The organism is Thermomonas sp. (genome assembly GCF_025993755.1).
Classification (GTDB): domain Bacteria; phylum Pseudomonadota; class Gammaproteobacteria; order Xanthomonadales; family Xanthomonadaceae; genus Thermomonas.
On the sequence record NZ_JAMQHN010000149.1, the window covers coordinates 22,948 to 48,810 of the forward strand.

The 25,863-nt window shown below is 69.1% G+C and carries 27 protein-coding genes; 15 read left to right on the forward strand and 12 right to left on the reverse strand.

The window, feature by feature from the left end:
• The first annotated feature begins 12 nt into the window (after positions 1 to 12).
• Positions 13 to 1,341 carry a TolC family outer membrane protein gene (locus Q0X16_RS10710; RefSeq protein WP_297834092.1) on the forward strand — a complete coding sequence of 443 codons (1,329 nt, stop codon included), beginning with the start codon at positions 13 to 15 and terminating at the stop codon, positions 1,339 to 1,341.
• Here Q0X16_RS10710 and waaA read toward each other — a convergent pair.
• The gene (gene waaA / locus Q0X16_RS10715; protein WP_297834094.1) at positions 1,338 to 2,648 is read right to left on the reverse strand and encodes a lipid IV(A) 3-deoxy-D-manno-octulosonic acid transferase; all 1,311 of its coding nucleotides are present in this window, start codon (positions 2,646 to 2,648) and stop codon (positions 1,338 to 1,340) included. The genes Q0X16_RS10710 and waaA overlap by 4 nt on opposite strands.
• Before the next feature lie 41 nt (positions 2,649 to 2,689).
• Here waaA and lpxL point away from each other — a divergent pair, with 41 nt between their 5' ends.
• A complete protein-coding gene (gene lpxL / locus Q0X16_RS10720; RefSeq protein WP_297834097.1) occupies positions 2,690 to 3,595 on the forward strand; it encodes an LpxL/LpxP family Kdo(2)-lipid IV(A) lauroyl/palmitoleoyl acyltransferase in 906 nt (301 codons plus the stop codon).
• Here lpxL and Q0X16_RS10725 read toward each other — a convergent pair.
• The 6 genes from Q0X16_RS10725 to Q0X16_RS10750 form a co-directional block, all read right to left on the reverse strand.
• Positions 3,586 to 4,863, reverse strand: coding sequence for an O-antigen ligase family protein (locus tag Q0X16_RS10725; protein WP_297834099.1), 1,278 nt, complete (start codon positions 4,861 to 4,863; stop codon positions 3,586 to 3,588). The genes lpxL and Q0X16_RS10725 overlap by 10 nt on opposite strands.
• Positions 4,860 to 5,984, reverse strand: coding sequence for a glycosyltransferase (locus Q0X16_RS10730; RefSeq protein ID WP_297834102.1), 1,125 nt, complete (start codon positions 5,982 to 5,984; stop codon positions 4,860 to 4,862). The genes Q0X16_RS10725 and Q0X16_RS10730 overlap by 4 nt, the downstream gene beginning before the upstream one ends.
• A 40-nt stretch (positions 5,985 to 6,024) precedes the next feature.
• Positions 6,025 to 6,228: a zinc-finger domain-containing protein gene (locus Q0X16_RS10735; RefSeq protein WP_297834104.1), complete on the reverse strand. Its 204-nt coding sequence runs from the start codon at positions 6,226 to 6,228 to the stop codon at positions 6,025 to 6,027.
• A gap of 91 nt (positions 6,229 to 6,319) precedes the next feature.
• Complete coding sequence (locus tag Q0X16_RS10740) at positions 6,320 to 7,024, reverse strand: pirin family protein (protein ID WP_297834106.1); 705 nt, start codon at positions 7,022 to 7,024, stop codon at positions 6,320 to 6,322.
• A gap of 7 nt (positions 7,025 to 7,031) precedes the next feature.
• The gene (locus Q0X16_RS10745; RefSeq protein ID WP_297834109.1) at positions 7,032 to 7,748 is read right to left on the reverse strand and encodes a YceI family protein; all 717 of its coding nucleotides are present in this window, start codon (positions 7,746 to 7,748) and stop codon (positions 7,032 to 7,034) included.
• Positions 7,749 to 7,848: 100 nt separating this feature from the next.
• Positions 7,849 to 8,439, reverse strand: coding sequence for a malonic semialdehyde reductase (locus tag Q0X16_RS10750; RefSeq protein WP_297834112.1), 591 nt, complete (start codon positions 8,437 to 8,439; stop codon positions 7,849 to 7,851).
• Positions 8,440 to 8,521: 82 nt separating this feature from the next.
• Here Q0X16_RS10750 and Q0X16_RS10755 point away from each other — a divergent pair, with 82 nt between their 5' ends.
• Positions 8,522 to 9,487, forward strand: coding sequence for a mitochondrial fission ELM1 family protein (locus Q0X16_RS10755; RefSeq protein ID WP_297834114.1), 966 nt, complete (start codon positions 8,522 to 8,524; stop codon positions 9,485 to 9,487).
• A gap of 36 nt (positions 9,488 to 9,523) precedes the next feature.
• Here Q0X16_RS10755 and Q0X16_RS10760 read toward each other — a convergent pair whose 3' ends face one another.
• The 3 genes from Q0X16_RS10760 to glnE form a co-directional block, all read right to left on the reverse strand.
• The gene (locus Q0X16_RS10760) at positions 9,524 to 9,943 is read right to left on the reverse strand and encodes a hypothetical protein (RefSeq protein ID WP_297834116.1); all 420 of its coding nucleotides are present in this window, start codon (positions 9,941 to 9,943) and stop codon (positions 9,524 to 9,526) included.
• Positions 9,944 to 10,065: 122 nt separating this feature from the next.
• Positions 10,066 to 10,695, reverse strand: coding sequence for a hypothetical protein (locus tag Q0X16_RS10765; protein ID WP_297834118.1), 630 nt, complete (start codon positions 10,693 to 10,695; stop codon positions 10,066 to 10,068).
• Positions 10,696 to 10,947: 252 nt separating this feature from the next.
• Positions 10,948 to 13,728: a bifunctional [glutamate--ammonia ligase]-adenylyl-L-tyrosine phosphorylase/[glutamate--ammonia-ligase] adenylyltransferase gene (gene glnE / locus Q0X16_RS10770; protein ID WP_297834121.1), complete on the reverse strand. Its 2,781-nt coding sequence runs from the start codon at positions 13,726 to 13,728 to the stop codon at positions 10,948 to 10,950.
• 42 nt (positions 13,729 to 13,770) lie between these two features.
• Between glnE and Q0X16_RS10775 the strand changes: the two genes are divergently transcribed.
• From Q0X16_RS10775 to Q0X16_RS10785, 3 genes are all read left to right on the forward strand, one after another.
• Positions 13,771 to 15,258 (forward strand): AAA family ATPase, encoded by a 1,488-nt coding sequence (locus Q0X16_RS10775; protein ID WP_297834124.1) that lies wholly within the window; start codon positions 13,771 to 13,773, stop codon positions 15,256 to 15,258.
• A gap of 99 nt (positions 15,259 to 15,357) precedes the next feature.
• The gene (locus Q0X16_RS10780; RefSeq protein WP_297834127.1) at positions 15,358 to 15,861 is read left to right on the forward strand and encodes a YetF domain-containing protein; all 504 of its coding nucleotides are present in this window, start codon (positions 15,358 to 15,360) and stop codon (positions 15,859 to 15,861) included.
• A gap of 68 nt (positions 15,862 to 15,929) precedes the next feature.
• On the forward strand, positions 15,930 to 16,061 hold the full coding sequence (locus tag Q0X16_RS10785; RefSeq protein WP_297834129.1) for an entericidin A/B family lipoprotein: 132 nt from the start codon (positions 15,930 to 15,932) through the stop codon (positions 16,059 to 16,061).
• Between the two features lie 36 nt (positions 16,062 to 16,097).
• On the opposite strand, the gene Q0X16_RS10790 is transcribed toward Q0X16_RS10785, so the two are convergent.
• A complete protein-coding gene (locus Q0X16_RS10790; protein WP_297834132.1) occupies positions 16,098 to 16,973 on the reverse strand; it encodes a hypothetical protein in 876 nt (291 codons plus the stop codon).
• A 213-nt stretch (positions 16,974 to 17,186) separates the two neighbouring features.
• Here Q0X16_RS10790 and Q0X16_RS10795 point away from each other — a divergent pair, with 213 nt between their 5' ends.
• The 4 genes from Q0X16_RS10795 (at position 17,187) to xth (ending at position 21,870) form a co-directional block, all read left to right on the forward strand.
• Positions 17,187 to 18,509: a tryptophan--tRNA ligase gene (locus Q0X16_RS10795; protein WP_297834135.1), complete on the forward strand. Its 1,323-nt coding sequence runs from the start codon at positions 17,187 to 17,189 to the stop codon at positions 18,507 to 18,509.
• Between the two features lie 124 nt (positions 18,510 to 18,633).
• Entirely contained in the window at positions 18,634 to 19,782 is a 1,149-nt protein-coding gene (gene queG / locus Q0X16_RS10800) for a tRNA epoxyqueuosine(34) reductase QueG (RefSeq protein WP_297834138.1), read from the forward strand.
• Positions 19,783 to 19,887: 105 nt separating this feature from the next.
• Entirely contained in the window at positions 19,888 to 21,042 is a 1,155-nt protein-coding gene (locus Q0X16_RS10805) for a Fic family protein (RefSeq protein WP_297834141.1), read from the forward strand.
• Positions 21,043 to 21,066: 24 nt separating this feature from the next.
• A complete protein-coding gene (gene xth, locus Q0X16_RS10810) occupies positions 21,067 to 21,870 on the forward strand; it encodes an exodeoxyribonuclease III (RefSeq protein ID WP_297834144.1) in 804 nt (267 codons plus the stop codon).
• An 11-nt stretch (positions 21,871 to 21,881) separates the two neighbouring features.
• Here xth and Q0X16_RS10815 read toward each other — a convergent pair whose 3' ends face one another.
• Positions 21,882 to 22,130 (reverse strand): GlsB/YeaQ/YmgE family stress response membrane protein, encoded by a 249-nt coding sequence (locus Q0X16_RS10815; RefSeq protein WP_297834147.1) that lies wholly within the window; start codon positions 22,128 to 22,130, stop codon positions 21,882 to 21,884.
• 176 nt (positions 22,131 to 22,306) lie between these two features.
• Between Q0X16_RS10815 and rsmG the strand changes: the two genes are divergently transcribed.
• From rsmG to Q0X16_RS10840, 5 genes are read left to right on the forward strand one after another with little or no spacing between them, the layout of a single operon-like run.
• Positions 22,307 to 22,954, forward strand: coding sequence for a 16S rRNA (guanine(527)-N(7))-methyltransferase RsmG (gene rsmG / locus Q0X16_RS10820; RefSeq protein WP_297834148.1), 648 nt, complete (start codon positions 22,307 to 22,309; stop codon positions 22,952 to 22,954).
• Between the two features lie 54 nt (positions 22,955 to 23,008).
• Positions 23,009 to 23,803: an AAA family ATPase gene (locus Q0X16_RS10825; protein WP_297834151.1), complete on the forward strand. Its 795-nt coding sequence runs from the start codon at positions 23,009 to 23,011 to the stop codon at positions 23,801 to 23,803.
• A complete protein-coding gene (locus Q0X16_RS10830; protein ID WP_297834153.1) occupies positions 23,800 to 24,735 on the forward strand; it encodes a ParB/RepB/Spo0J family partition protein in 936 nt (311 codons plus the stop codon). The genes Q0X16_RS10825 and Q0X16_RS10830 overlap by 4 nt, the downstream gene beginning before the upstream one ends.
• Before the next feature lie 4 nt (positions 24,736 to 24,739).
• The gene (locus Q0X16_RS10835) at positions 24,740 to 25,471 is read left to right on the forward strand and encodes a glycosyltransferase family 2 protein (protein WP_297834156.1); all 732 of its coding nucleotides are present in this window, start codon (positions 24,740 to 24,742) and stop codon (positions 25,469 to 25,471) included.
• A gap of 20 nt (positions 25,472 to 25,491) precedes the next feature.
• Complete coding sequence (locus tag Q0X16_RS10840; RefSeq protein ID WP_297834175.1) at positions 25,492 to 25,815, forward strand: lipid-A-disaccharide synthase N-terminal domain-containing protein; 324 nt, start codon at positions 25,492 to 25,494, stop codon at positions 25,813 to 25,815.
• Positions 25,816 to 25,863 lie beyond the last annotated feature (48 nt).

Here is a 25,863-nt window from a genome sequence, read left to right on the forward strand (position 1 = left end):
AGGAATCGCACCATGTTGCGTCGATCACTCGCCATCGCCCTCGCTCTTGCCCTCGCCCCGCTGGCGGCACAGGCGGACGACCTGCTGCAGAGCTATCAGAACGCGCGCAACAACGACCCGCAATTCGCGCAGGCGGAGTCGTCCCGGCTGGTCGCCGCCGAACGCCCCGTGCAGGCACGCGCGATCATGCTGCCCAGCCTTGGCGGCTCGGTCGGCACCACCCGCGTCAGCACCGGCGCCGGCAGCTCCCGCACCGGCAGCTGGGGGGTCAGCCTGAACCAGACCCTGTTCGACTACGGCAACATCACCGCCCTGCGCGGCGCCAAGGCGCAGGACCGCGCCGGCGGCTACACTCTGGCCGCGGCGGGCCAGAACCTGATCACCCGCACATCGGGCGCCTACTTCAACGTGCTGGTGCAGATGGAAACCCTCAGCGCCGCCGAGGCCGCGGAAGCCGCGGCCAAGAAGCAGTTCGACTATGCCAGCAAGCGGCTCGAGGTCGGGCTGGCGCCGATCACCGACGTGCACGAGGCGCGCGCCCAGTACGACGGCGCCCGCGCCAACACCCTGCTTGCGCGCAACGCCGTGCAGGACGCCTATCAAGCGCTGCTGGAAATCACCAATGTGCCGGTCGCCACGCTCAAGGGCCTGCCGGACGACTTCAAGCCCACGCTGCCCTCCGAACGCAGCGCCACCGACTGGATCAACGAGGCGCTGGCCTCCAACCCCACCTTGCAGGCACAGCAGGCCAATCTGGAAGCCGCCGAGGCCGCGGTCGCCACCGCGCGTTCCGGGCACTACCCCACGCTCGGCCTGCACGCCAGCTACGGCAAGGCGATCACCGGCCTGTACGACCCGCCTTTCCTCGGCTCCAACCACGCCACCACCAGCGTCGGCCTGACCCTGGACATCCCGATCTTCTCCGGCTTTGCGGTGCAGTCCGGCGTGCGCACCGCGCTGGCGCAGCGCGACAGCGCCGCTGACCAGGTCGAGCAAACCCGGCGTTCGATCGAACGGAGCACCCGCAGCGCCTACCAGGCCGTCGTCACCGGCATCAGCGAAGTCGAGGCGCGCCGGCTGGAAGTGGTGTCGGCGCAGAGCGCCTACGACGCGTCGCTGGTGGGACTGGAAGTCGGCACCCGCACCGTGCTCGACGTCCTCAACAACCAGCGCACGCTGTTCTCCGCGCAGCAGTCCTACGCACAGTCCAAGTACAGCTTCCTGCAAAGCCGCCTGCTGCTGGAGCAGTCGGCCGGTTCGCTGGATGTCTCCGACATCGAGGACATCAACCGCCTGCTGACTTCCGACAAACCGATCGAAGCCGCGCTGACTTCCCCCTAAGCCCCCGCCCCGGCCGCCTGCTGCGGCAGCACCGGCGCGATCAGCGCCAGCGTGCGGTCCAGCGCGCCACGTCCGTCCTCCAGCAGGCGCGCCGCGTTCGCGGCCATCGCCTCGCGTGCGTTCGCATCGTCGAACAGCGCGGCCAGCGCCTGCGCCAGCGAGGCCGCATCGTCCACCATCCGCATCGCCTGCGCCTCGCGCAGGCGGTGTGCGATGTCGACGAAGTTGTGCAGCTGCGGTCCGCTGAGGATCGCGGTGCCGGTCGCAGCCGGCTCCAGCAGGTTGTGCCCGCCGATCGGCTGCAGGCTGCCGCCAACGAAGGCGACGCTGGCGCAGGCGTAGAAGCTGGTCAACTCGCCCAGGGTGTCGATCACGAACACGTCGGTGTCGGGCGGCGGCCAGACGTCCGCGCTGCGGCTGGCCACCCGGAAGCCGGCCTCGCGCGCGCGCTGCGTCACCGCGCGGAAGCGCTCGGGATGGCGCGGCGCCCACAGCAGCAGCGCGTCGGCGTGGCGCTCGCGCAGCAGCCGGTGCGCCTCCAGCACCGGCGCTTCCTCGTCCTCGTGGGTGCTGGCAGCGATCCAGATCGGGCGCGGCTGGGCCAGCGCCGCATCGAACGCCCGGACAAAGCCGCCGGTTTGCGGCGGGGGAATGTCGAACTTGAGGTTGCCGGTGACGCGGATGCGCTCCGGTGCGGCGCCGAGGCGCTCGAACCGGCGCGCATCGTCCTGCGACTGCGCGGCGACCAGCCGCACCGTCGCCAGCGCACGCCGGATCAGCGGCGCCAGCACCCGGTAGCCGCGCAGCGAACGCGCCGACAGCCGGGCATTGAGGATGTGGGTGGGAATGCCGCGGTCGCGGCAAACGAACAGCAGGTTCGGCCACAGTTCGGTTTCGACGATCAGCGCCAGCGTCGGCTTGAACTGATCCAGGAAACGCGCCACCGCGCCCGGCAGGTCGTAGGGAAGATAGACGTGGGTGACGTCGTCGCCCCACAGCCTGCGCACGCGCTCGGAGCCGGTTGGCGTGATGGTCGTCACCACCACCCGCAGGTCCGGGCGCTGCGCGCGCAGCCGATCGACCAGCGGCGCGGCGGCGTTGACTTCGCCGACCGAAACCGCGTGCAGCCACACCGGCGCCGGCGCGCCGGCCGGTGCATAGCTGGCATAGCGCTCGTCCCAGCGCTGGAAATAAGCGCGCTGGCGGAACCCGCGCCAGATCAGGTGATACAGCGTGATCGGCACCAGCAGGTACAAGGTGGCCGAATACAAGGCCCGCAGCACGCGTTCGATGGGATCGGCCCGCATCCGCCAAGGATAGCGGAGCGGCGGCCGTTAGAATCACCGGCATGTCCGCCGCGCCGTCGCGCCCCTCGTTCGCCCCCCGCCACTGGCCGACCTGGCTGGGGGTAGGCCTGTGCGTGGCGCTGGCGCACCTGCCCTGGTCGTTGCAGCGCGCGTTCGGCGCCGTGCTGGGCGGGCTGGCGCTGCGGCTGGCGCGTTCGCGCCGGCGGGCGGCGGAAATCAATCTGTCGCTGTGCCTGCCGGAACTCGATGCCGGCGAACGCGCAACGCTGCTGCGCGCCAATTTCCGCGACGTCGGCATCGGCCTGTTCGAATTCGCCCGCGCCTGGTGGGGGCGGATCGAGCCGCTGCGCAAGGACGCGACCCTCGAAGGGCTGGAGATCCTGCAGCGGCTGCGCGCCGAGAAGCGCGGTATCCTGCTGGTGTCCGGCCACTTCATGACGCTGGAAATCTGCGGCCGGTTGCTGTGCGACCACGTCCCGCTGGCCGGCATGTATCGGCGCTACGAGAATCCGGTGCTGGAGTGGGCGGTGCTGCGCGGCCGCCTGCGCTATGCCTTCGCGATGTTCGGCAACCGCGACACCCGCGCTGCGCTGCGACACCTCAAGAACGGCGGCGTGCTCTGGTACGCGCCCGACCAGGACATGCTCGGCAAGGACACGGTGTTCGCGCCCTTCTTCGGCGTTCCCGCCGCCACCATCACCGCCACCCACCAGTTCGCCCGACTCACCGGCTGCGCGGTGGTGCCGTTCTTCCACCGCCGCGAGGGCGGCCGCTACATCCTGCGCATCGGCGCGCCGCTGGACCCGTTTCCGACCGCGGATGCGGTCGCCGACAGCGCCCGCGTCAACGCGGCGATCGAGGCCATGGTCCGGCAGGCGCCCTCGCAATACCTGTGGCTGCACCGCCGCTTCAAGCGCCTGCCCGATGGCGTTCGGCATTACGACTGAGGCGCGGTCGCCTCGTCGATCCGCCCCCACAGCGCGCCGGCATACAGGCCGGCAAGCAACAGCAGCGCGCTGCCCCACAGGCCCGCATACACCGGCAGGCTGGCATTGAGCGGGAACAGCAGGGCCAGCAGCGCCTGCAGCGCCGGCCAGGCGCGTGCGCGCGCCGCGGTATCGGCATAGCGCCAGGCGCGCCACGCCAGGGCGATGCCGGCCAGCCAGAGCAGCAAGCCGGCCGCGCCGGTTTCCGCGAACACTTCCAGCGGCAGCGGCAGGGCGCGAATCCCGCTGGCATCGTCCGTTCCGGCCACCGACGGGCAGTCGCGCAGCGCCGGTTCCAACCCGCCGGCACCCACGCCATTGAGCGCATGCCCGCGTGCCACGCAAAGGGCGTCGCGCCATTGTCCGGCCGTTGCCTCCAGCGCGGTTTGCGCGTGGGCTGCGCTGATCCGTGGTTGGCCCGCATTCGCCGGGGCCCGCGTGGCCAGCAGCGCGGCCAGTCCGATTCCCAGCGCGGCGGCCGCAAACAGCAGCACTCCCTGTTGCCACTTGGGCCGGCGCCGCAGTTCCAGCAACAGGACGCAGGCGCAAGCGATCCAGGCCATCACCGCCGCCGACAGCGCAACCGCCGCCGTCATGACCAGCGCAACCGTCAGCCAGGCCAGGTGGCCGCGGCGCGCGCCCGCAGCCAGCGCAAACGGCGACAGGCAGGCCAGCGCCAGCCCCTGCCACGCGCCGCAGCCGGCAAAGGCGGAAAGCGGCATCGCGCCCGGCGTCGCCTCCGGTGGGCACTGTGCCAACCCGCCGGCAAATGGCGCCAGGCGGGCATACAGGCCATGCAGCAGGCTGCCGCCCGATGCGGCGGAAATCAGCAGGTCGAGCGCCCACGCCAGCGCGACCAGCGCCAGGCCGGCGAACACCCGGCGGCGTCCGCCCGGATCGGCCACCGCCGCCGCGGCCAACCACAGCAACGGCAACAGGCGCAGGTCCACCAGCACCGCGCGCCAGGCGACCCAACCCCCTTCGGCATCGAGCGCGGCCACCGCCTCGGGCAGCCAGAACGCACAAAACAGCACGCTGGTCAGCGCCCAAGCCGGTCCGCTGAGCAACGCGCCGCTGCCGCTGGATCGGCGCAGCAACAACCAGCCCGCGCCCGCCAGCGCGCCCACGGACAACAGCGCCTGCGCCGCCATCGGCAGCGGCCACAGCGCCACCAGCGCCGCCGCCCACAGCGGCGCCCAACGCAGCGTGGGTGCCTGCGCAGCGTTCAATCCAGCGCCCCCAAGCTGCGATACACCGCCAACGTCGTCTCCTGCATTGCCTGCAGCGAATAAGGCATCGTAGCCGGCGGCGGTGGCGGATTGTGCAGCAGCGCGTGCGCGCGCCGAGCCAATGCCCCGGCATCAAACGGCGCCACCGCCCCTTCCGGCTGCAACTGCGCCAGCAGCTCCCCGACCCCGCCGTGCGCCCAGCCCAGCACCGGTCGCCCGACGCACAGCGACTCGACCATGGTGCGCCCGAACGCCTCCGGCTTGCGCGACAGCTGCAGCACCAGATCCGCGGCGGCATAGGCATCGGGCATTTCCGCTGTGGCCACAGTCAGTGCCAGCTTCGAGCGCACGCCACGCGCCTTCGCATGCGCTTCCAGTTCGGCCAGATAGCGCGCGCGTCCGGTTTGCACCGCACCCGGCAACCACAGCCGCGCATCCACGCCATCCCCCTGCAGGGCGGCCAGCAGGTCGATGGCGTCCGCATGGCCCTTGAGCCGCGTCCCCCGCCCCGGCAGCAGCAGCAGCGGGCCGTCGCCGCCCAGTTCCGGATACCGCCGCGCCCACGCCAGGCGGGCCTGCCGGTCCACGCCATCGACGCGCGGGAAGGCCTTTGGATCCACCCCGCGCGGAATCACGACGAGCTTTCCCGGATCGACCTCCGGGTAGTTCCCCAGCACGTGCGCGCGCACGGTTTCGGACACGCAGATCACCCGCTGCCCGCGGGTCAGGATCGCGCTGTAGCGCGAAGGCGAGTTCAGGCCGTGCACGGTGGTGACGAACCTTGGGCGCGCCCCTGACGGCATCCCGCGCAGCGCCAGCCAGCCGATCCAGGCCGGCAGCCGCGAGCGCGCGTGGACGATGTCGGCCTGCGCGAACAAGCGGCGCAGCGTGCGCGCATGGCGCAGGGTCAGCGGCGACTTCCGGCCGATGTCCAGCCGCACGTGCTCGGCGCCGGTCGCCAGCAGCTGCGGCAGCAGGCGCCCGCCGGCGCTGACCACGACCGCGCGCTGCCCGGCTGCCGTCAGCGCGGCGGCGATTTCCAGGGTCGAGCGCTCCACGCCTCCCGAATCGAGCGCGGGCAGCAGTTGCACCACGCAAGGCGGGCGTCCGGATCGGATCATGCCGGCGCCGTCCCTCGCGCGCGCAAGGGTCGCGGTCCCGTCAGTCCACCAGCACGTACAGGGCGCTGCAGTACGGGCAGCGCGCGCTGCCGCCGTTGGTCTCGAGCGGCAGATAGACGCGCGGATGCGAATTCCACAGCGACATCGACGGCGTCGGGCAGCTCAGCGGCAGGTCGGCGCGATGCACCTCGTAACGCTTCTCGGCATTCGGCGGCAGCGGGGCGGTGGAAGTCTGATCGGCCATGGAAACGGCAGTCCTGCGGAACCGTGCAAGTTTACTTCATGGCCATCGCAGTCGCTAACGCCCGCTTGGGCAATCGCGGGAGCGCTCTGCCTCAAGGCAGCTCGAACAGCAGCACGTCGGTGGTCGCCGCGCGGCCGGCAAGGGCCAGCACTCCGGATTCCCCGACGAAGCCGAGGGCATCGCCCGCGCCCAGCATCCGCCCGTCGAGGCTCGCCTCACCGCGGGCAACGTGCAGCCAGTAGCGACGGTCCGCGACAAGCTCCCGCTGCACCGCATCGCCTGCCTCCAGCCGCGTTGCCCACAGCCGCGCCTGCTGGCGGATCGCCAGCGAGCCGTCGGCGCCGTCGGGACTGGCCAGCAGCGCCCAGCGCGCGCGCCGCGCGTCGAACGCGAAGTGCTTCTGGGCGTAGGCCGGTGGCGCGTTCAGCCGATCGGTCTGGATCCAGATCTGCAGGAAATGCACCGGCTCGGTCTGCGAATCGTTGAACTCGCTGTGCTCGATGCCGTGGCCGGCGCTCATCCACTGCACGTCGCCGGGACGGATCACGCCCTTGTGGCCGGCGCTGTCCGCGTGCGCCAGCGCGCCGTCCAGCACGACGCTGAGGATTTCCATGTTGGCATGGCGATGCGGCGCGAAGCCGCCGCCCGGCGCCACGGTGTCGTCGTTGATGACGCGCAGCAGGCCGAAGCCCATCCAGTCCGGGTCGTGGTAGTGCCCGAACGAGAAGGTGTGGCGACTGTGCAGCCAGCCCAGCTTGACGACGCCGCGCGCGGCGGCCGGACGTTCAATGATCATGTCGGGCTCACGGGTGTGCCGCGGCGCCGGCGTCCTGCGCCGACTCCGGCGCGCCGGGAATCGAGCCTTCCGCCGTGATGCGAAGTTCCACTGCATCGCTGACGCTGGGCGTGAACGCATCGACGCCGAAGTCGCTGCGCTTGATCTGCCCTGTCGCGGAGAATCCGATCGACTCCAGGCCGGACATGGCGTGCTTGCCGGCGCCGTTGAGGGTGACGGTCAGGGTGACGGGATGGGTCTTGTCCTTGATCGTCAGATCGCCGACCACGGTGTACCGGTTCGGCCCTGCCGCCTGCACGCGGGTGCTCTTGAAGGTGGCGTTCGGATACTTGGCGATGTCGAAGAAATCGGCCTGCTTCAGGTGTTCGTCAAGGGCCGGAACAAACGTGTCGATCGAAGCGATCGGCAGCGTCACCTCGACGGTGGACCGACTCGGGTCGTCGGCGTTCCAGACCAGGGTGCCGGCGCCGATGCGGAAATGCGCGCTCGGCTGCGAGAAGCCGAAATGGCTCCACTGCGCCAGCACGCCGGTGTGATCGGGATCGAGCCGGTAGCTGCCGGCGGCCGGCTTGATCTCGGCCACGGCGGGTGTCGCTGGCGCAGCGGCCTCGGCCGCAACCGGCGCGGCAGCGGGCGCTTCGGCCGCGGGCGCGGCCGGCTGGCTGCAGGCGGCCAGGACAAGGGCGAGGGCCGCGCTCAGCGGCAGCGTGCGGATCATGTTCATGGGTGGCTCCTGCGGGTCGTCCGCGGCGTGCGACAAAGTGGGCGGAATGTAGACGCGAATGCGTTTCGGTGTTGTGGAGCGGGCGCGGGCCCGCCTATGTTCATTCGATGCGGCAGGCCTCGTCGAAACCGAGCCGCGGCGAACGCGGGTAGATGCTGGCCGGATCGCCAACGCCCAGGTTGACCAGGATGTTGGAACGGATCGAGGTGCCGGCGAAGAACGCGGCATCGACCTTGGCGTTGTCGAACCCCGACATCGGCCCGCAGTCCAGCCCCAGCGAACGCGCGGCGAGGATCAGGTAGGCGGTCTGCAGGGCGCTGCTGCGCATCGCCACCCAGGCCAGGTTGTCCGGCTCGCGGTGCTCGAACCACGCCTTGGCATCGGTGTGCGGGAACAGCACCGGCAGCTTGTCGTAGAACTTCAGGTCGTAGCCGACGATGGCCACGCACGGCGCGGCCATGGTCTTCTTGTAGTTGCCTTCCGACAGCGCCGGACCGAGCTTGGCCTTGGCCTCGGGCGACTTCACGAACACGAAGCGCGCAGGCGTGGTGTTGGCTTCGGTCGGCCCGAACTTGAGCAAATCGTAGAGCGTGCGCAGGGTGTCGTCGGACACCTCGCCGCTGAACGCGTTGTAGGTACGGGCAGTGCGGAAGAGTTGGTCGAGGGCGGGTTCGGCAAGGGGCTCGTGCATGGCATCATCGCTGGGTTGGACGGGAATTGAGCGTAGTGTATCGTTCTGTTTACGTCTGCAATCAAGTAATTCCGGAACGGATATGCCCGTTTTTGCAACAATTGATCGACAGCGCCTGACCGCCTGCCACGACGGTCGCGCCGGCAATGCGCGCCAATCCATGGCGCTGGCGCACGCGCTGTCGAGCCGGGTCGCCGAATGCGTGCTGCAGCCCGACCTGCTGGCGCGGGTGTTCGCGCCGCGTCGCTGGCCGCACCTGCGACACCCCTTCGGCACCGCATTCGACGTACATCTGACGCAGCCGCCGCAGGTCGCGATCGGCTGCGGCCGCCAGGCCGCGCTGGCCACCCGCCTGTTGCGCGAACGCGGTGCGCAGGCCGTGCAGATTCTCGATCCGCGACTCGATCCACGGCTGTGGAACCTCGTGATCGTACCGGAACACGACGCCCTGCGCGGGGAAAATGTCCTGACCCTGCGCGGAAGCCTGCACCCGATCGACGACGATTACCTGATGCGCGCGCTGTCGGCCTTCCCATCGCTGGCGCTGCTGCCGGAACCGCACAATGTGGTATTGGTCGGCGGCCCGACCCGACACGCACCGTTCGAGCTTCCGGCATTCATCGGCTTGCTCCGGCAGGTGGCCGAATGCACCCGCGCCGAAGCCGGCAGCCTGAGCATGATTGCCTCCCGCCGCACGCCGCCGACATGGCGGCAGGCGTTGTACGAGACCGCAACCGACCTGCCCGGCGTGCGCTGGCGCGACACCGGCGACGGCGCCAATCCCTACGCCGGACTGCTGGCCTACGCCGACCGCCTCATCTGCACGCCCGATTCCGTCAACATGCTCAGCGAAGCGGCCGCAACCTGGGCGCCGCTCTACCTGTGGTCGCCCGGGACGGTCGTCGGTCGCCCCCGCCACCTCATCGACACGCTGCTGGCCAGCGGTCGCGCCCGCGCACTTGACGACGCGCCGGAACGGTTCGACGTCGAACCGCTGCGCGAAACCGCCCGAATCGCGGACGCGGTGCGGGCGAGGCTGCTCGCATGACACGGGCTTGCGATGGACTTCAGGCTTGATGCGCGATCAAAGACACGCCCTAAGTTCACGAATGACGCTACCCAGATCAAGGCCACGCTGCGCCGCGATGTCGGCCTCCGGCGGCATGTCCGCTCCATAACGCAGGCTTGCCGACATGATCCATCCCTTCACGTCAACAAGCGTCTTGTCCATCCGCTCAAGTCTGGATCGAACCTCCGGCGGCGGGTTTGCCCCTGCTTCCTTTTCTTTTTGCAAATAGACCGCTTCCATGCGGTCATAGCGCTCCATGGCTACCGCCAGGACAGCACGACAACGCGCTATTCCGGCTGCATCCGTCTTGACCTCGGCGCGGGCGGGGATGGAACAGAGCAACAAGACAAGGGCCGTTGTCGTTATCGTGTACTTCGTCATGATGGTCTCTGAATGCTGTGTGGGGACATGGAAACTCACGCCGACGGTTGCCATGCTGATCCCGCCGCAAGGGGCGCGCAATCCCCCATCTGCGAGGGGGACGAGGACCTCTGCATCGCAATAACGGTACCGGAGACAATTATTGCTTCTACGACAGCGACGGTTTGCGGGCCGGATCAATCATTGCCTCTGGCACCGTTTTTATCCCAGATCCGCAACGGATTGACCTTGCCGTCATAGGTCGGATCAACGTCATAAGTCACCAGCCCGTATTCGCCCCCGATCAGCCGGTATTCGCCCGTGCTTGAGACATCGCCGATGCCACGCCCCCAGGCGATGCTGCGGATCGTTCCGGTTGCCGCATCGACCTCGGTATTGCTCAGCCGGAACACCGTGCCGAACCCCTGGATGACGATCTCCCGGACCGGCGTCGTGTCGCTGGCCGGCGTGTTCGCACTGCCTTCGTAGATCACCCGATAGACCGGCACCGCAAATTGCAGCGGCACGATGCCGTCTTCGGTCACGGAAAAAAACACGTGCCCGACGTTGTAAGCCCCGATCCGGCAGCGATACCGATAGAGGCGCAGCTCGCCGGGCGGATCGCCCTCGGCCTTCCACGCGCTGCGATAGGTGAAGGAATAGACATCCGGCGGATAGGCCGGCCCGCCGTCTTCGAGGAACAGGTCGCACTGGGTGCTGTAGGTCGCGAAGAATGCGGCATTGACGTCATCGATCTCCGCCGCAGCCGCCGTCCGGGCGGACAGCGCGGCGGCGAGGGCGATGGAAACGGCGATGGCGAAACGCATGCGGTTGGCCCTCTCTGGATAATGGCGCCGGGGACAATCGAAACTGCCCCTGACGCCATTATTGACATTCAACCATCGGCCTGCGTTTCACGCACGATGCAAAACTGCACGAAGCGACCCGGATTCCCGGCCCTTTCCGCGAAATCAAGGAGGAGACGGCGGTGAAGTCGCCGTCGGGGGACATTCGCGGAAAGGGCCGGGAGTCCGGGCAGCACGCGAAACAACAGGAATATTTGCCACTGGGCACGCCCATTAGAACATCAGCCCCTGCGCGCGCTCTGCCGTGCGAATCGCAGCACGGGCGCCCTCGATGCGCGCATCGCGGGCGGCGCGGCGCGGGCGGCGATCGAGGGTGCAGCGCAGGCCGGCATCCAGCAGGTCGGCATGCGCCTGCGCCAGCGCGGCGTAGGTGGCGACATCCAGGCAACCCGCTTTCCGCGCGGCTGCCAGCAGCGATGGCGTGGCGCGCGGCCGCAACAGATCGGGATGCGTGGCGGCATCGCGCAGCACGAGACTTTGCAGCAGGAACTCCAGATCGACCAGCCCGCCCTCGCCCTGCTTGAGGTCGAACAGGGCGTCATCGCTGCGATCCAGTTCGGCGCGCATCCTGGCGCGCATCCCTGCAACATCGGCCCGCAATTTTTCGGCATCGCGTGGCAGCGCCAGGACCTCGGCACGCACCGCCTCGAATGCGGCCAGCAATCCGGCATCGCCGGCGATCCCGCGCGCCCGCACCAGCGCTTGGTGCTCCCAGGTCCAGGCACGCTGGTGCTGGTAATCGGTGAAGCTGGCCAGGGTCGACACCAGCAGGCCTTTGGCGCCGTCCGGGCGCAGCCGCACGTCGACATCGAACAGCCGGCCGGCGCTGGTGGGCACGCCGAGCAGGGACACGATCTTCTGGCCCAGCCGCGCGTACCAGCGCGGCGCGTCCAGCGGCCGCGCTCCGTCCGAAACCGCGTCCAGCGGCGCGTCGAACAGGAACACGAGGTCGAGGTCGGAGCCGAAGCCCAGTTCCTCGCCGCCGAGCGTGCCGTAGCCAAGCACGGCGAAACGCCCCTCGGCGATGCTGCCATGGGCGGCGCGCAGCTCGCCATCGGCCAGCTCCAGCACGCAGGCCACCACCGCCTCGGCCAGCCACGCCAGCCGGCGCGCGCAATCCTCCGCGGTCATGCGCGCATCCAGCAGCGCCAGCGCGAAGCGGAAACTCAGCGCCTGACGCACTTCGTTGAGGGCGTCCAGCGCCGCCTCGACGTCGTTGTCCCGCAACGCCCCGCGGCACTGCGAAAGGATCTCCGCACGCTCCGGCAGTTCGCCGCTCACGCGCACGTCCAGCAGTTCGTCCAGCAGCAGCGGATGCGCCGCCAGCCGTTCGCCCAGCAGCGCGCTGCGCGCCAGCGTGTCGGCCAGTCGCGCCAGCGCCGCCGGCTGTTCGTCCAGCAGCGCCAGATAACTGGCGCGGCGCAGGAGGGTGTGCAGCAGCGGCAGCACCCGCCGCAGCACCGCGCCCGGCTGCGCGGAGGCGGCGGCATGTTGCAGCAGCGCCGGCAGCACGCGGTCGAGGCGCGCACGCGCGGCATCCGACAGTTCGCGTACGCCCGGCGTGCGCGCGAAGTCGCACAGGCTGACGTGCAGCGCAGCGGCGTCATCGAAGCCTGCCCCTGCAAGCGTATCCGCCGCGCCCGCATCCGGCAGCGCGCGCCAATAGGCGGCGAGGCCGCCGGTGTCGGCCTGGCCACGCTGGCGCGGCGCCAGCAGCGCGGAAAACTCCGCGGACACCCGCGTGCGGTGCGTCGCGAGCCGCTGCTCCAGCAGCGTCCAGTCGCACAGGCCAAGACCCGCCGCAATGCGCGCCCGCGCCAGCGGATCCTCCGGCAGTGCATGGGTCTGGGCATCGCCCAGCATCTGCAGGCGGTTTTCCAGCTGCCGCAGGAAACGGTAGGCCTCGCCCAGCGCCGCCCCGGCGTCCGCCTCGATATGGCGTGCATCCACCAACGCCCGCAGCGCGACCAGCAGGTTGCGCCTCCGCAGCGCCGGCTCGCGTCCGCCGCGAATCAGCTGCAGCGCCTGGGCGAGAAACTCGATTTCGCGGATGCCGCCCGGCCCGCGCTTGATGTCGTCGGCCCGGTCCTTGCGTGCGACCTCGGCGGCGATCATCGCCTTCATCGTACGCAGTCCGTCGAGCGCGCCATAGTCGAGATAGCGCCGATAGACGAACGGGCGCAGCGTTTCGAGCAAGCGCATGCCGGCCTCGGCATCACCGGCCACCGGCCGCGCCTTCTGCCAGGCGTAGCGCTCCCAGTCGCGGCCCTCGCGCTGGAAGTACTGCTCCATCGCGGCAAACGACAGCGCCACCCGCCCGGCGCTGCCGAACGGCCGCAGCCGCAGGTCGACGCGATGGCAGAAACCATCGACGGTCACCTCGTCCAGCAGCCTGGCCAACTGCTGCCCCAGCCTCGCGAAATACTCCTGCGCGGCGAGCGTGCGTGCGCCATCGGACTCGCCTTCGTTTTCGTAGGCGTACACGAGGTCGATGTCGGAGCTGAAGTTCAGCTCGCGCCCGCCGAGCTTGCCGAGCCCGAACACCACCAGCCGCTGCGCCTGGCCCGCGCCGTCGCGCACCTGCCCGTAGCGCTGCGCGAATTCGGTTTCCAGCGCCGCCAGCGCCAACTGCAGGCAGGCCTCGGCCAGCGCCGTGCTTCCGGCAAGGATTTCCCCGACCGGCGCGCCGTCGACCACATCGCGCCACACCAGCCGGGTGGATTCGGCATGGCGATGGCGACGCAGGCGCCGCGCCCACGCATCGCGATCGTCGGCCTCCAGCGTCGGCACCGGCAACACCGTCGTCGCATCGGCCAGCAGGCGCGGCAGCAGCTCGGGTTGCGAAACCAGCGTGTCGATCGCGAAGTCGCTGGCCAGCGCCAACCGCGTCAGTGCCGGCTCCGCGTCGGTCGGAACCGCGCAGCCGGCCGCCCGCAGGCGCTGCAGTGCGCGCTGCGCGTGGGCGTCGAGAGCGTCCGGGCCTGTCGGTTCCATCCCTTGATTGTGGCATCCCGGGCAGGCCGCTATCGTTGCGGCATGAGCGAGCTGCAAGACCTCGTCGCGCTGATCCGCGCGAACACTCCGCTGCTGGTCATCGAGACCCCCGACGAGGCGCGGGTGATGGACCTGTTCCGGCAGTCGCTGATGCACGCCTGGCGCGCGCTGTGGCGCTGGAGCGTGACCGAGGGCCTGCGCCGGATCGACATAGACAGCGAGGAAGCCAGCGGGATCGCGCCCGACCTGAGCGCCACCCTGCAGGAGATCCGCGCCGCCGGCCAGCGCGGCATCTATGTCCTGCTCGACGCCACCCCCTACCTCGGCTACGCCAGCTATCAGCGCGCCTTGCGCGACCTGATCGAACGCCGCGACTGCCAGCCGCACGTGATCGTGCTGGCCGGCGCCAGGGTCGAGCTGCCGGCGGCGCTCGAACCCTTCGCGGTGCGCTTTTCGCTGCAGCTTCCGGACGCCAGCGACCTGCTGAAGATGGTCCGGGAGGAAGCCGTCGACTACGCACGCCAGAACGGCGGACGGCGGGTCGAAGTCGATCCGGACGCCGCCCGGCAGATCGTGCGCAACCTGCATGGCCTGAGCATGACCGACGCGCGCCGGATCGCCCGCCACCTGATCTGGCGCGACGGCGCGCTCGGCCCGCACGACCTGCCCGAACTCGACCGGCTGAAGTTCGAACTGCTCAACAAGAGCGGCCACCTGCATTACGAATACGACACCGCCCGCTTTGCCGACGTCGGCGGCGCGCAGCGGCTCAAGCGCTGGGTCGAGCAGCGTCGTCCGGTGTTCGTCCAGGATCCGCCCCCGCCCGGGCTGGAGCCGCCCAAGGGCCTCCTGCTGCTGGGCGTGCAGGGCTGCGGAAAATCGCTGGTGGCCAAGGCCATCTCGGGCGGCTTCGGGGTGCCGCTGGTGCGGCTGGACTTCGGCACCCTGTACGACAAGTACCAGGGCGAAACCGAGAAGAACCTGCGCGAGGCGCTGGCCTCGGTCGAACAGCTCGCGCCCTGCGTGCTGTGGATCGATGAAATCGAGAAATGCCTGGCCACCGACTCCGGCGAAACCGACGGCGGCCTGTCGCGACGCGTGCTGGGCTACCTGCTGACCTGGATGGCCGAGCGCACCTCGCGCGTTTTCCTGGTCGCCACCGCCAACCAGGTCCAGCAGCTTCCGGCCGAACTGCTGCGCAAGGGCCGCTTCGACGAAATCTTCTTCGTCGACCTTCCAGACGCCGCCACCCGCGAACAGATCTTCGCCCTGCACCTGGATCGCCGCAAGCTGCCGCGCGAGGGCATCGACCTGGCGGCGCTGGCCGCCGCCGCCGAGGGCTTCTCCGGCGCCGAAATCGAGCAGGCGATCGTCAGCGCGCTCTACACCGTCCACGCCGACGAAACCGGGCTGGACACGGCCGCGCTGCTGCAGGCCATTCGCGACACCCGCCCGCTGTCGGTGCTGATGGCCGAGCAGGTCGAAGCGCTGCGCGCCTGGGCCCTGCCGCGCACCGTGCCGGCGAACTAAGGCACCAGGCCGGCCTTCCGGCGTTTCCCCCGCCCGCCTTTACCGGCCCCGCAAATGCGCCGACAGTGGCGGGCGTTCGCGCGATCCCCGGAGGTTCCGATGCAAGCCCTGTTCGAATTGTCCGCGCCGTGGTGGGTTTTCGTGCTGCGCGCGAGCGTCATCTACCTGATGGTCATGCTGCTGGTGCGCGCTTCGGGAAAACGCGCGATCGGCCAGTTGACGCCGCTGGATCTGGTGCTGCTGATCCTGATCGGCAACGCGGTGCAAAACGGCATCAACGGCGGCGACAACTCGCTGACCGGCGCGGCGATCATGGCCACCACCCTGATCGTGCTGAACTACGGCGTCGCCTTCGCGACCTCGCGCAGCCGCCGCGTGGAACGGCTGGTGGAAGGCGAGCCGGTGGTGCTGGCCCGCAACGGCAAGGTGTTCGACAACGTCCTGCGCCGGGAACTGGTCAGCGAACGCGACTTCCAGGAGGCGCTGCGGATGGGCAACGTCACCCGGACGGATCAAGTCGGTCTGGCCCTGCTGGAAACCAACGGGCACATCACCGTGATTCCAAGACGCCACGACGACGATACCGGAGGTTCAGCCGGCTGAATTACCATTGCCGGCAGGGGAAAGGCCGGACGGAAGTCCGGCGCAGTCCATCCAACGAGGATCGAGGCATGAAGAATCTGGCGAAGACGGCGGTAATCGCGCTGATGTGCATGGGCTTTCTGGCCGCCTGCAACACCATTGCCGGCGCCGGCAAGGACATCAAGCGGGCCGGCGAGAAGATCGAAGGCGCGGCGAAGTAATCCGTCGCGCCTCGATCCACGCCGCCACGGCCTGTTTCACCATCCCGCCGGCGGGTCGGGCACGAAGTCGTTCGGGAACGCGTCCGGGCGGCGGTCGCCGCGACGCCAGTCGCGGCGCGGGATCACGCCCAGCGCCACCAGCGCGCGGGTGCTGTCGTAACGCAACTGGCTGACCTGCGCCGGCTGCGCGCTGGCGCGGGTGAACTCGGTCTGGCCGATCGGCGACCATTCGCGCTGGCCGTGGCCGGTGCCCAGCTGCTGCGGCGCGGCCTCGGCCTCCATGGCGCGGCGGTCGCCGGTGCCCGCACTTGCGGAAGGCGGCGGCGCCGGACGGGCGCGCGCGGCATCGGCGCCGGCGATCGGCGCCTGGCGCAGCGGCGGTCGGTAGCTGCGCTCGCGGAACACCGCGATGCCCACCACGCCGACGTTGTCCGGACGGCCGGTGCGGGCGGCGTAGCTGTCCTGCAGGTCGGTGAACACGAACTGGGCGATGTCGTCCAGCGACTTGCGCCAGCCGGCGATTTCCGCCGTTTCCCACGGGTCGAGCACATAGCCGGCCTGCGACGGCGCGGCGGTCTGGCCGGTGACGGCATTGACGCCATCGACCGACAATACAACCAGCACGCGCCCGCCGGTGGTATTGGTCAGGCGCACCGCGTAGCGATGGCCCGGCGTGCCGGGCACCCAGTCCTGGCCGCGGTGGCGGTATTCGGGCAGGACCTGCCCGCTGTCGCGATCGACCAGATCGATCTGCACCGGCTGGGCGCTGCGCGGCGGGATCGGCGCGCAGTCGGGGCGCCGGATATAGGTGTGACCCTCGCTACGGCACAGGACGTCGGCCTGGGCGGGCATGGAAGTCGCGGTCGCGGTGGCAAGCGCGAGAGCAAGTGCGGTCAGGGCGGTGCGGATCATGGCGGTCTCCGGAGCGCGGGGATCGCGCTTCATACACGTCAACGCACCACGGTCCGGAACGGGGTTGCCTCGCAGATGCCGCCGGGGCAGCGCCTGTTCAGGCGGCGTTGATCCTGCCGGCGTTGCCTTGAGGCACGTCCATGTGCCGCAGGCAACGCTGACTTTTTCAGCGTTGCCTTAAGATGGCGTTCGTCCGCGATTCGGAATCACGTCTTGGCCACGCACCCCCCCCGCGTCCTTACCGGCATCACCACTTCGGGCACGCCGCACCTGGGCAACTACGTCGGCGCCATCCGTCCCGCGCTGGCCAGTGCGCACGCGCGCGACGAGGAAAACTTCTACTTCCTGGCCGACCTGCACGCGCTGGTGAAGTGCGGCGATCCGGCGCGAGTGCAGCGCAGCACGCTGGAGATCGCCGCGACCTGGCTGGCCTGCGGTCTGGATGCGGACAGCATCTGGTTCTACCGGCAAAGCGACATCCCCGAGATCCCCGAGCTGACCTGGTTCCTGACCTGCGTGGCGGGCAAGGGCCTGCTCAACCGCGCCCACGCCTACAAGGCGGCGGTGGACCGCAACCGCGCCGAGGGCGAGGACGACGATGCGGGCATCAACGCCGGGCTGTTCATGTACCCGGTGCTGATGGCGGCCGACATCCTGATCTTCAACGCCGACAAGGTGCCGGTGGGGCGCGACCAGGTGCAGCACATCGAGATGGCGCGCGACTTCGCGCAGCGCTTCAACCATCTCTACGGCGAGCACTTCGTGCTGCCCGAGGCGGTGATCGACGAAAACGTGGCCACTCTGCCGGGGCTCGACGGCCGCAAGATGAGCAAGAGCTACGACAACACCATCCCGCTGTTCGCACCGCGGGCGGAGTTGAAGAAGCTGATCGCGAGCATCGTCACCGACTCGCGGGCGCCGGGCCAGCCCAAGGACACCGAAGGCTCGGCACTGTTCCAGATCTACCAGGCCTTCGCCACGCCCGAGGAAACCCGCGCCTTCGCGCAGGCCTTTGCCGACGGCATCGGCTGGGGCGAGGCCAAGCAGGTCCTGTTCGAGCGCATCGATCGCGAAGTGGCACCGCTGCGCGAGAAGTACGAGGCGCTGATGGCCAGACCCGCCGAGATCGAGGCGCTCCTGCGCCGGGGTGCCGCACGCCTGCGCGAAACCCACGCCACACCGACGCTGGCGCGCCTGCGCGAGGCGGTGGGGCTGCGCGACCTGTCCACCGGCGCGTCCACCGCGCGCGCGCCGAGCGCGAGGAAGGAGACCGCCGCGCTGCCTGCCATCAAGCAGTACCGCGAGGCCGACGGCAAGTTCTATTTCAAGCTGGTGCTGGGCGAACGCGTGCTGCTGCAGAGCGTGGGCTTCGACTCTCCGCGTGACGCCGGCGTGCGGGTGGCGGCGATCCGGCATGGCGAGATCGGCGATGCCGAAAGCGATTTCCGCCTCGGCGACGGCGTGACATCCGACGAGGTCAACGCCGCGCTGGCCGCGTTCGTGGCGGCACAGCTGGATGCCGGCGACGGCAAGTAGGCGCGTCGGACGGACTGCCGGGCTTTTCCGGCATTGCCCGCGAGCACGTCCGGACCTGTGCCGGACGTGCGACTGCCGATCAAGGCCAGGATGGACTTGATCGGCATTGTCATAGACTGTCGCCATGCCTGACTCTCCGGCACCGATCGACTACGCCGCACTCGCCGCCGACATCAAGCGCTGGGCGCGCGACTTCGGGTTTGCCGACATCGGCATCGCCGACATCGACCTGCGCGAGGCCGCCGAAGGACTGCAGGAATACCTCGACGCCGGCCACCACGGCAACATGCGCTGGCTGGCCGAGCGCGCCCACATGCGCACCCATCCGGAAGATCTGCATCCGGGCACCCTGCGCGTCATCAGCGTGCGCATGGACTATGCCCAGCAGGACATCAGGCAAAGCTGGGACGTGCTGAACGACGACGCCCTGGCCTACATCTCGCGCTACGCGCTGGGCCGCGACTATCACAAGCTGATCCGCCGCCGGCTGCAGAAATTCGCCGACCGCATCCAGTCCGAAGTCGGCGCGTTCGGCTACCGCGTGTTCTGCGATTCCGCTCCGATCATGGAAAAACCGCTGGCGCAGAAGGCCGGCCTCGGCTGGCGCGGAAAGCACACGCTCACCCTCTCGCGCACCGGCGGCTCGTATTTCTTCCTCGGCGAAATTCTCACCGACCTGCCGCTGCCGGTCGATGCGCCGGTCGAGGACTACTGCGGCAGCTGCACCCGCTGCATCGACGTCTGCCCGACCGGCGCGATCATCGCGCCCTACAAGCTCGACGCCCGCCGCTGCATCACCTACCTCACCATCGAGCACAAGGGTTCGATCGACGAGGAACTGCGCCCGCTGATGGGCAACCGCATCTTCGGCTGCGACGACTGCCAGCTGGTCTGCCCATGGAACAAGTTCGCCAAGGTGACGGTCGAGGCCGACTTCGCCCCGCGCCACCGGCTCGACCACGCCAGGCTGGTCGAACTGTTCGCATGGGACGAGGCGACCTATCTCGAAATGACCGAAGGCATGGCGATCCGCCGCGCCGGTTACGAGAGCTGGCTGCGCAACATCGCGATCGCGCTGGGCAACGCCAGGCACACGCCCGAGGTCGTGGCCGCGCTGCAGTCCCGCGCCGACGATCCCTCGCCGGTGGTGCGCGAACACGTGCAGTGGGCGTTGGCGCAACACTCGAAAAAGCGTGCGGACGGCGACGCGGCGGACGCAGGGCTGGGGGCTGGGCCTTCGCTCAAGCCGCACCGGCAGCTTTCGGGGGAATGATCAAAAGGGCGGCAAATTGATACACGACATGCAATTTCCGACCTGAGAATTGCATTTACATTCAATAAATGCAATTCTAGCGACCGAAATTGCAGATTGCCGAACATGAAACGCGGGCTCACCGGTCACTACGTTCCCATTTCCACGCTGGGTGAAGCCTGTCGGGCCTTCGTGCCCCGCCCTCTGCCACCCGAGCCGCCCCTGCAACTGGACGAGCGCCTGCAATCGCTGGCGCAGGACGCCGCCCTGGCCTTGGGGCGTCTGGATGCGCTGGCCACCCTGCTGCCCGATCCCCAGGTGTTTCTTTACTCCTATGTCCGCAAGGAAGCCGTGCTGTCCTCGCAGATCGAGGGCACGCAGTCTTCGTTGTCCGACCTGCTGTTGTTCGAGTCCGAAGGCAGCCCCGGTGTGCCGCTGGACGACGTGCGCGAGGTTTCCAACTACGTCGCCGCGCTGGAATTGGGCATCGCCCGCATGCGCGAAGGTTTCCCGATCTCGCTGAGGCTGATCCGGGAAATCCACGCCGTGCTTCTGCGCGACGGACGCGGCGCCGCCAAGGCACCTGGCGAGTTTCGCCGCAGCCAGAACTGGATCGGCGGCACCCGCCCCGGCAACGCCCGCCATGTACCGCCACCGCCCGATCTCCTGCTGGACTGCATGGGCGCGCTGGAGCGCTTCCTGCACGGCCAGCCGGTGGCCACGCCGGTGCTGATCCGCGCCGCGCTGGCGCATGTGCAGTTCGAAACCATCCATCCGTTCCTGGACGGCAACGGTCGCCTCGGCCGCCTGCTCATCGTCTTCCTGCTGCATGCCGAAGGCGTGTTGCAGCAGCCCTTGCTGTACCTCTCGCTGTACTTCAAGCAGCACCGCAGCCGCTATTACGAGCTCCTGCAATCGGTGCGCAACCAAGGCGACTGGGAGGAATGGATCGCGTTCTTCCTTGAAGGCGTGATTGAGGTGGCCACGGGCGCCGTGGAGACCGCGCAGCGTTTGCTGGCCATGTTTGCCCAGCACCAGCAGCAGGCGCGCGGTTTGGGGCGCACCGCCACTTCCGCCTTGCGCGTGCTCGATCACCTGCAACGCCACCCGATCACCACCGCACCGGCCGTGGTTGCCGCCACCGGCATGAGTTTCCACACCGCGCAGAAGATGTTCGGCGCGCTTGGTGAGCTTGGTATCGTTGCCCCCGGCGACGAGCGTAAATACGGCAAGTTCTACACCTACGCGGGCTATCTGGCCCTGCTCAACCGCGACGCATAGCGTGCAATCCGCAGGACCTGCCCCATGAAAATCGCGACCTGGAACGTCAACTCCCTCAACGCGCGGCTGCCGCATCTGCTGCAATGGCTGCGGGAGTTCACTCCGGACGTGGTGGGCTTGCAGGAAACCAAGCTGGAGGATCACCGCTTCCCCGACGATGCGCTGGCGGAGCTGGGGTATCGCAGCGTGTTCCACGGGCAGAAGACCTACAACGGGGTGGCGATCCTGGCACGCGGGCAGGCGCCCGTGGACACTCAGGCGGGGATTCCGGGATTCGAGGATCCGCAGGCGCGGGCGATCGCGGCGACGGTGGGCGCTTCCGGATCGCCGGATCCGGAACAGGCGATCCGCATCGTCAATCTGTACGTGGTCAACGGCCAGGACGTCGGCACCGACAAGTACGACTACAAGCTGCGCTGGCTCGATGCCGTGCACGGCTGGCTGGCCGATGAACTGCAAAGACATCCAAGGCTGGTGGTGCTGGGCGACTTCAACATCGCGCCGGACGACCGCGACGTGCACGACCCGGCCACCTGGAACGACGACCACATCCTCACCTCCACCGCCGAGCGCGCGGCGCTGAAGCGCCTGCTCGCGCTGGGCCTGCACGATGCGTTCCGGCTACGGGTCGATGCGGCCGAACATTACAGCTGGTGGGATTACCGGCAGGCGGCATTCCGCCGCAACCTCGGGCTGCGCATCGACTTGACGCTGGTGTCGACTGTTCTGAAAGACGCGGTGCGGGATGCCGGCATCGACAAGACCCCGCGCACGCGGGAGCGCCCCAGCGACCACACGCCGGCGTGGGTCGATCTCGCCATCGCCTGAGGCAACGACCCTCAGCGCACCCGGCCGCGCCGGAACAGATTGGCGATCCCGAGCAGGACGACCGCGCCGATGAATGCCGACACGTAAGCCATCATGCCGCTGCCGCCGATCACCGGCGCGATCAGCCAGCCGCCGATCCACGAGCCGACGATGCCGACCACGACGTTGAGGACGATGCCCTGCTGTGCGTTCGTCTTCATGACGATGCTGGCCAGCCAGCCGATGATGCCGCCGATGATCAACCAGATGATGACGTGCATGGTTTCAACTCCTGTCGCGATGGATTGGGCCAACACGTATCGCACCGATTGCGAGCCGCCCGACCTGCCTTTCCATCCTATCGAGTGCGGCATGAACCCTGCGTGGCTGCGCCGTTCCGGCAGGATCGGCCCACGCCACGCGCAAACCGCCGCCGCGAAGCGTTCATACTTCGCCCATGTCCGACGACGTCGCCTCCCTGCGCCCCGAGCTTGAATCCGGCCTGGCGCAACTTGCCCTCGCCCCGACGCTGGCCGCGCCGCTGCTCGACTACCTCGCGCTGCTCGCGCGCTGGAACGCGACCTACAACCTGACGGCGATCCGCGCCCCGCGCGAAATGCTGACCAAGCACCTGCTCGACTCGCTGGCGATCGCGCCGTTCCTGCGCGAGATCGCGACGCTTGCCGATCTCGGCACCGGGCCGGGGTTGCCGGGCATTCCGCTGGCGATCGCGCTGCCGTCGCTGCAGGTGACGCTGGTGGAGAGCAACGGCAAGAAGGCGCGCTTCCTGCGCGAGGCGGTGCGCCGGCTCGGCTTGCCCAACGCCGCCGTGTTCGAGGGCCGGATCGAAGCGCTCGCGCCGGCGCAACCGTTCGACGCCATCACCGCGCGCGCGCTGGCAACCCTGCCGCTGATCCTCGAACTGGGAGGCCACCTGCTCAAGCCCGAGGGGCGGTTGCTGGCGATGAAGGGCGCCGACTTCGAAACCGAAATCGCCACCCTGCCCGCGGACTGGCGCGTGCGTGCCATCCATCCGCTGCGGGTGCCGGGGCTGAATGGCCAGCGCCACCTGCTGGACATCGCCCGGGCCGGGCTTGCGGCATAATCAGCGGTTCCCGCGCCGTTCCGGCTGCGGCCATCCCCCAGGAAACGCAGCCGCATGGCCCGCATCATCGCCATCGCCAACCAGAAGGGCGGGGTCGGCAAGACCACCACCACCGTCAACCTCGCCGCGGCGCTGGCGCGCACGCCGCAGCGGGTGCTGCTGGTCGATCTCGATCCGCAGGGCAATGCCACCATGGGCAGCGGGATCGACAAGCGCGAACTCGACGCCTCGGCCACCGACGTCCTGCTGGGCGAAGTGCCGATCGCCAAGGCCATCGTCCACACCGAGGAAGGCTACGACCTGCTGCCGGGCAATATCGACCTGACCGCCGCCGAGATCCAGCTGATGGACCTGGATCATCGCGAACTGCGGCTGAAGCACGCCCTGGAAATCTCCCGCAACAAGTACGACTTCATCCTCATCGACTGCCCGCCGGCGCTGTCGCTGCTGACGCTCAACGCGCTGACCGCCGCCGATTCGGTGCTGGTGCCGATGCAGTGCGAGTATTACGCGCTGGAGGGCCTGAGCGCGCTGCTGCAGACCATCGACGCGCTCAAGGGCCGGCTCAACCCCGGACTGGAGATTGAGGGCGTGCTGCGCACCATGTTCGACATCCGCAACAACCTGGCCAACGCGGTGTCGGCGGAATTGACCCGGCATTTCGGCGAGCTGGTGTTCCGCACCATCATCCCGCGCAACGTGCGGCTGGCCGAAGCGCCCAGCCACGGGCGCAGCATCGTGAACTACGACAAGTCCAGCCGCGGCGGAATCGCGTATCTTGGGCTGGCAGGGGAAGTGTTGCGCCGCCAGCGCGAGCGCACGCAGGCAGCGAAGGAGAAGACGGCATGACGGCCGACACGGCGCAGGGCAAAGGCGCGGCGAAGAAGCGCGGACTCGGGCGCGGGCTGGAAGCGCTGCTGGGCGGCAAGATCGCCGCACCGGCGCTGGAAGCCCAGCCGGGCGATGCTCTGCGCACCCTGCCGGTGGACGCGATGGTGCCCGGCAAATACCAGCCGCGGCGCACGATGAACGACGCCAAGCTGGAAGAACTGACCGCCTCGATCAAGGCGCAGGGCGTGATCCAGCCCATCGTGGTGCGCGAGCGCGTCGGCTCTGACGGCAAGGGCAAGCGCACCTACGAGATCATCGCCGGCGAGCGCCGCTGGCGCGCCTCGCAGCGCGCCGGGCTGCGCGAAGTGCCGGCGGTGGTGCGCGAAGTCGACGACCGGACCGTGGTCGCGATCGCCCTGATCGAAAACATCCAGCGCGAAGACCTCAACCCGCTGGAAGAGGCGCAGGCGCTGCAGCGCCTGATCGACGAATTCGACCTCACCCACGCCGCCGCCGCCGAAACCGTGGGCCGTTCGCGCGCTGCGGTGAGCAACCTGCTGCGCCTGCTGGAACTGCCGGAAGCCGTGCGCACCCTGGTGCGCGAGGGCGCCATCGAAATGGGCCACGCCCGCGCCCTGCTGCCGTTGGCGGAACCCATGGCGGTGGCGCTGGCGAAACAGGCCGCTGCCGAAGGCTGGTCGGTGCGCCAGGTGGAATACCGCGTGCAGGAGCTGGCCGCCGGCAAGTTGCCGACGCCGCCGAAGAAGGCCGCGCCGAAATCGCGCGCGCCGCAGGCCGACATCGCCGCGCTCGAGCGCGAGCTGTCGGAAACGCTGGGCAGCAAGGTCAACGTCCTCAACGGGCGCGGCAACAGGGGCAAGCTGGTGATCCACTACGCCAGCCTCGACGCCCTCGACGGTGTGCTGGAGCGGCTGCGCCGGAATCGCTGAGAGCATGAACGCGGACGTGCAGCTCGCGGTGGTGGTGCCGGTGTGCAACGAGGAAGGCAACGTCGCGCCGCTGGTTGCGGAGATTCTCGCCGCGCTGCGTGGGCGCATTGCCTTCGAGATCGTCTACGTCGATGACGCCTCGCGCGACGCCACGCTCGCGCGGCTGCGCGAGTTGCAGGCCGTCACGCCGGAGCTGCGCGTCGTCCGTCACCTGGCCAACGCCGGCCAGAGCACCGCCGTACGCAACGGCGTCAAGGCCGCGCGCGCGCCGTGGATCGCCACCCTCGACGGCGACGGCCAGAACGATCCGGCCGACATCCCGAAGCTGCTCGAACAACGCGATGCCGCCGCGCCCGACGTGAAGCTGTTCGCCGGCTGGCGGGTGCACCGCCAGGACTCCGGCAGCAAGCGCTGGGCCTCGAAATGGGCCAACGCCATCCGCGCCCGGCTGCTGCGCGACGCCACCCCGGACACCGGCTGCGGCATCAAGCTGTTCGAGCGCGACGCCTTCCTCGACCTGCCGTATTTCGACCACATGCACCGCTATCTCCCGGCGCTGATGCAGCGCGCCGGCTGGCAGACCGTCAGCGTGCCGGTCAACCACCGCCATCGCACGTCCGGGGTTTCGAAATACAACAACCTCGGCCGCGCCCTCGTCGGCATTCGCGATCTGCTCGGAGTGTCGTGGCTGATCGCGCGCAACCGCGTCACCGCGACCGAGGAATTGGTGCCGTGATGCTCGCGCCGCCCGGCATCATGGATGCGCCGATCGCCGTGCTGGCCTGGACCGGCATCCACATGACGCCGTGGAAGCTGATCGGCCTGACCGGAGCGCTGATGTTCGGCAGCCGCTGGCTGGTGCAGTTCCTCGCCAGCCGGCGCCACGGCAAGCCGGTGATCCCGCGCCTGTTCTGGTACATGAGCATCGTCGGCAGCCTGATGACGCTGGCCTACTTCGTGTTCGGCAAGAACGACGCGGTGGGCATCCTGCAGAACCTGTTCCCGGCGTTCACCGCCGCCTACAGCCTGTATCTGGACATCCGCCACCGCGGCTGGAACGGCGAGCGCGCCGGCTATTGACCGGCGCCGCGGTGCTACGCTCCGCCTGCCTCGTACCCGGAGCGTTTT

Coding starts and splice junctions, on each gene's coding strand:
- Q0X16_RS10835 (WP_297834156.1), top strand. CDS start 24,740: ATGAACGCGGACGTGCAGCTCGCGGTGGTGGTGCCGGTGTGCAACGAG.
- Q0X16_RS10780 (WP_297834127.1), top strand. CDS start 15,358: ATGCAAGCCCTGTTCGAATTGTCCGCGCCGTGGTGGGTTTTCGTGCTG.
- rsmG (WP_297834148.1), top strand. CDS start 22,307: ATGTCCGACGACGTCGCCTCCCTGCGCCCCGAGCTTGAATCCGGCCTG.
- Q0X16_RS10735 (WP_297834104.1), bottom strand. CDS start 6,228: ATGGCCGATCAGACTTCCACCGCCCCGCTGCCGCCGAATGCCGAGAAG.
- Q0X16_RS10730 (WP_297834102.1), bottom strand. CDS start 5,984: ATGATCCGATCCGGACGCCCGCCTTGCGTGGTGCAACTGCTGCCCGCG.
- Q0X16_RS10805 (WP_297834141.1), top strand. CDS start 19,888: ATGAAACGCGGGCTCACCGGTCACTACGTTCCCATTTCCACGCTGGGT.
- Q0X16_RS10765 (WP_297834118.1), bottom strand. CDS start 10,695: ATGCGTTTCGCCATCGCCGTTTCCATCGCCCTCGCCGCCGCGCTGTCC.
- Q0X16_RS10755 (WP_297834114.1), top strand. CDS start 8,522: ATGCCCGTTTTTGCAACAATTGATCGACAGCGCCTGACCGCCTGCCAC.
- waaA (WP_297834094.1), bottom strand. CDS start 2,648: ATGCGGGCCGATCCCATCGAACGCGTGCTGCGGGCCTTGTATTCGGCC.
- xth (WP_297834144.1), top strand. CDS start 21,067: ATGAAAATCGCGACCTGGAACGTCAACTCCCTCAACGCGCGGCTGCCG.
- Q0X16_RS10775 (WP_297834124.1), top strand. CDS start 13,771: ATGAGCGAGCTGCAAGACCTCGTCGCGCTGATCCGCGCGAACACTCCG.
- Q0X16_RS10760 (WP_297834116.1), bottom strand. CDS start 9,943: ATGGCAACCGTCGGCGTGAGTTTCCATGTCCCCACACAGCATTCAGAG.
- Q0X16_RS10710 (WP_297834092.1), top strand. CDS start 13: ATGTTGCGTCGATCACTCGCCATCGCCCTCGCTCTTGCCCTCGCCCCG.
- Q0X16_RS10830 (WP_297834153.1), top strand. CDS start 23,800: ATGACGGCCGACACGGCGCAGGGCAAAGGCGCGGCGAAGAAGCGCGGA.
- Q0X16_RS10785 (WP_297834129.1), top strand. CDS start 15,930: ATGAAGAATCTGGCGAAGACGGCGGTAATCGCGCTGATGTGCATGGGC.
- lpxL (WP_297834097.1), top strand. CDS start 2,690: ATGTCCGCCGCGCCGTCGCGCCCCTCGTTCGCCCCCCGCCACTGGCCG.
- Q0X16_RS10790 (WP_297834132.1), bottom strand. CDS start 16,973: ATGATCCGCACCGCCCTGACCGCACTTGCTCTCGCGCTTGCCACCGCG.
- Q0X16_RS10840 (WP_297834175.1), top strand. CDS start 25,492: ATGGATGCGCCGATCGCCGTGCTGGCCTGGACCGGCATCCACATGACG.
- glnE (WP_297834121.1), bottom strand. CDS start 13,728: ATGGAACCGACAGGCCCGGACGCTCTCGACGCCCACGCGCAGCGCGCA.
- Q0X16_RS10740 (WP_297834106.1), bottom strand. CDS start 7,024: ATGATCATTGAACGTCCGGCCGCCGCGCGCGGCGTCGTCAAGCTGGGC.
- queG (WP_297834138.1), top strand. CDS start 18,634: ATGCCTGACTCTCCGGCACCGATCGACTACGCCGCACTCGCCGCCGAC.
- Q0X16_RS10825 (WP_297834151.1), top strand. CDS start 23,009: ATGGCCCGCATCATCGCCATCGCCAACCAGAAGGGCGGGGTCGGCAAG.
- Q0X16_RS10815 (WP_297834147.1), bottom strand. CDS start 22,130: ATGCACGTCATCATCTGGTTGATCATCGGCGGCATCATCGGCTGGCTG.
- Q0X16_RS10750 (WP_297834112.1), bottom strand. CDS start 8,439: ATGCACGAGCCCCTTGCCGAACCCGCCCTCGACCAACTCTTCCGCACT.
- Q0X16_RS10745 (WP_297834109.1), bottom strand. CDS start 7,748: ATGAACATGATCCGCACGCTGCCGCTGAGCGCGGCCCTCGCCCTTGTC.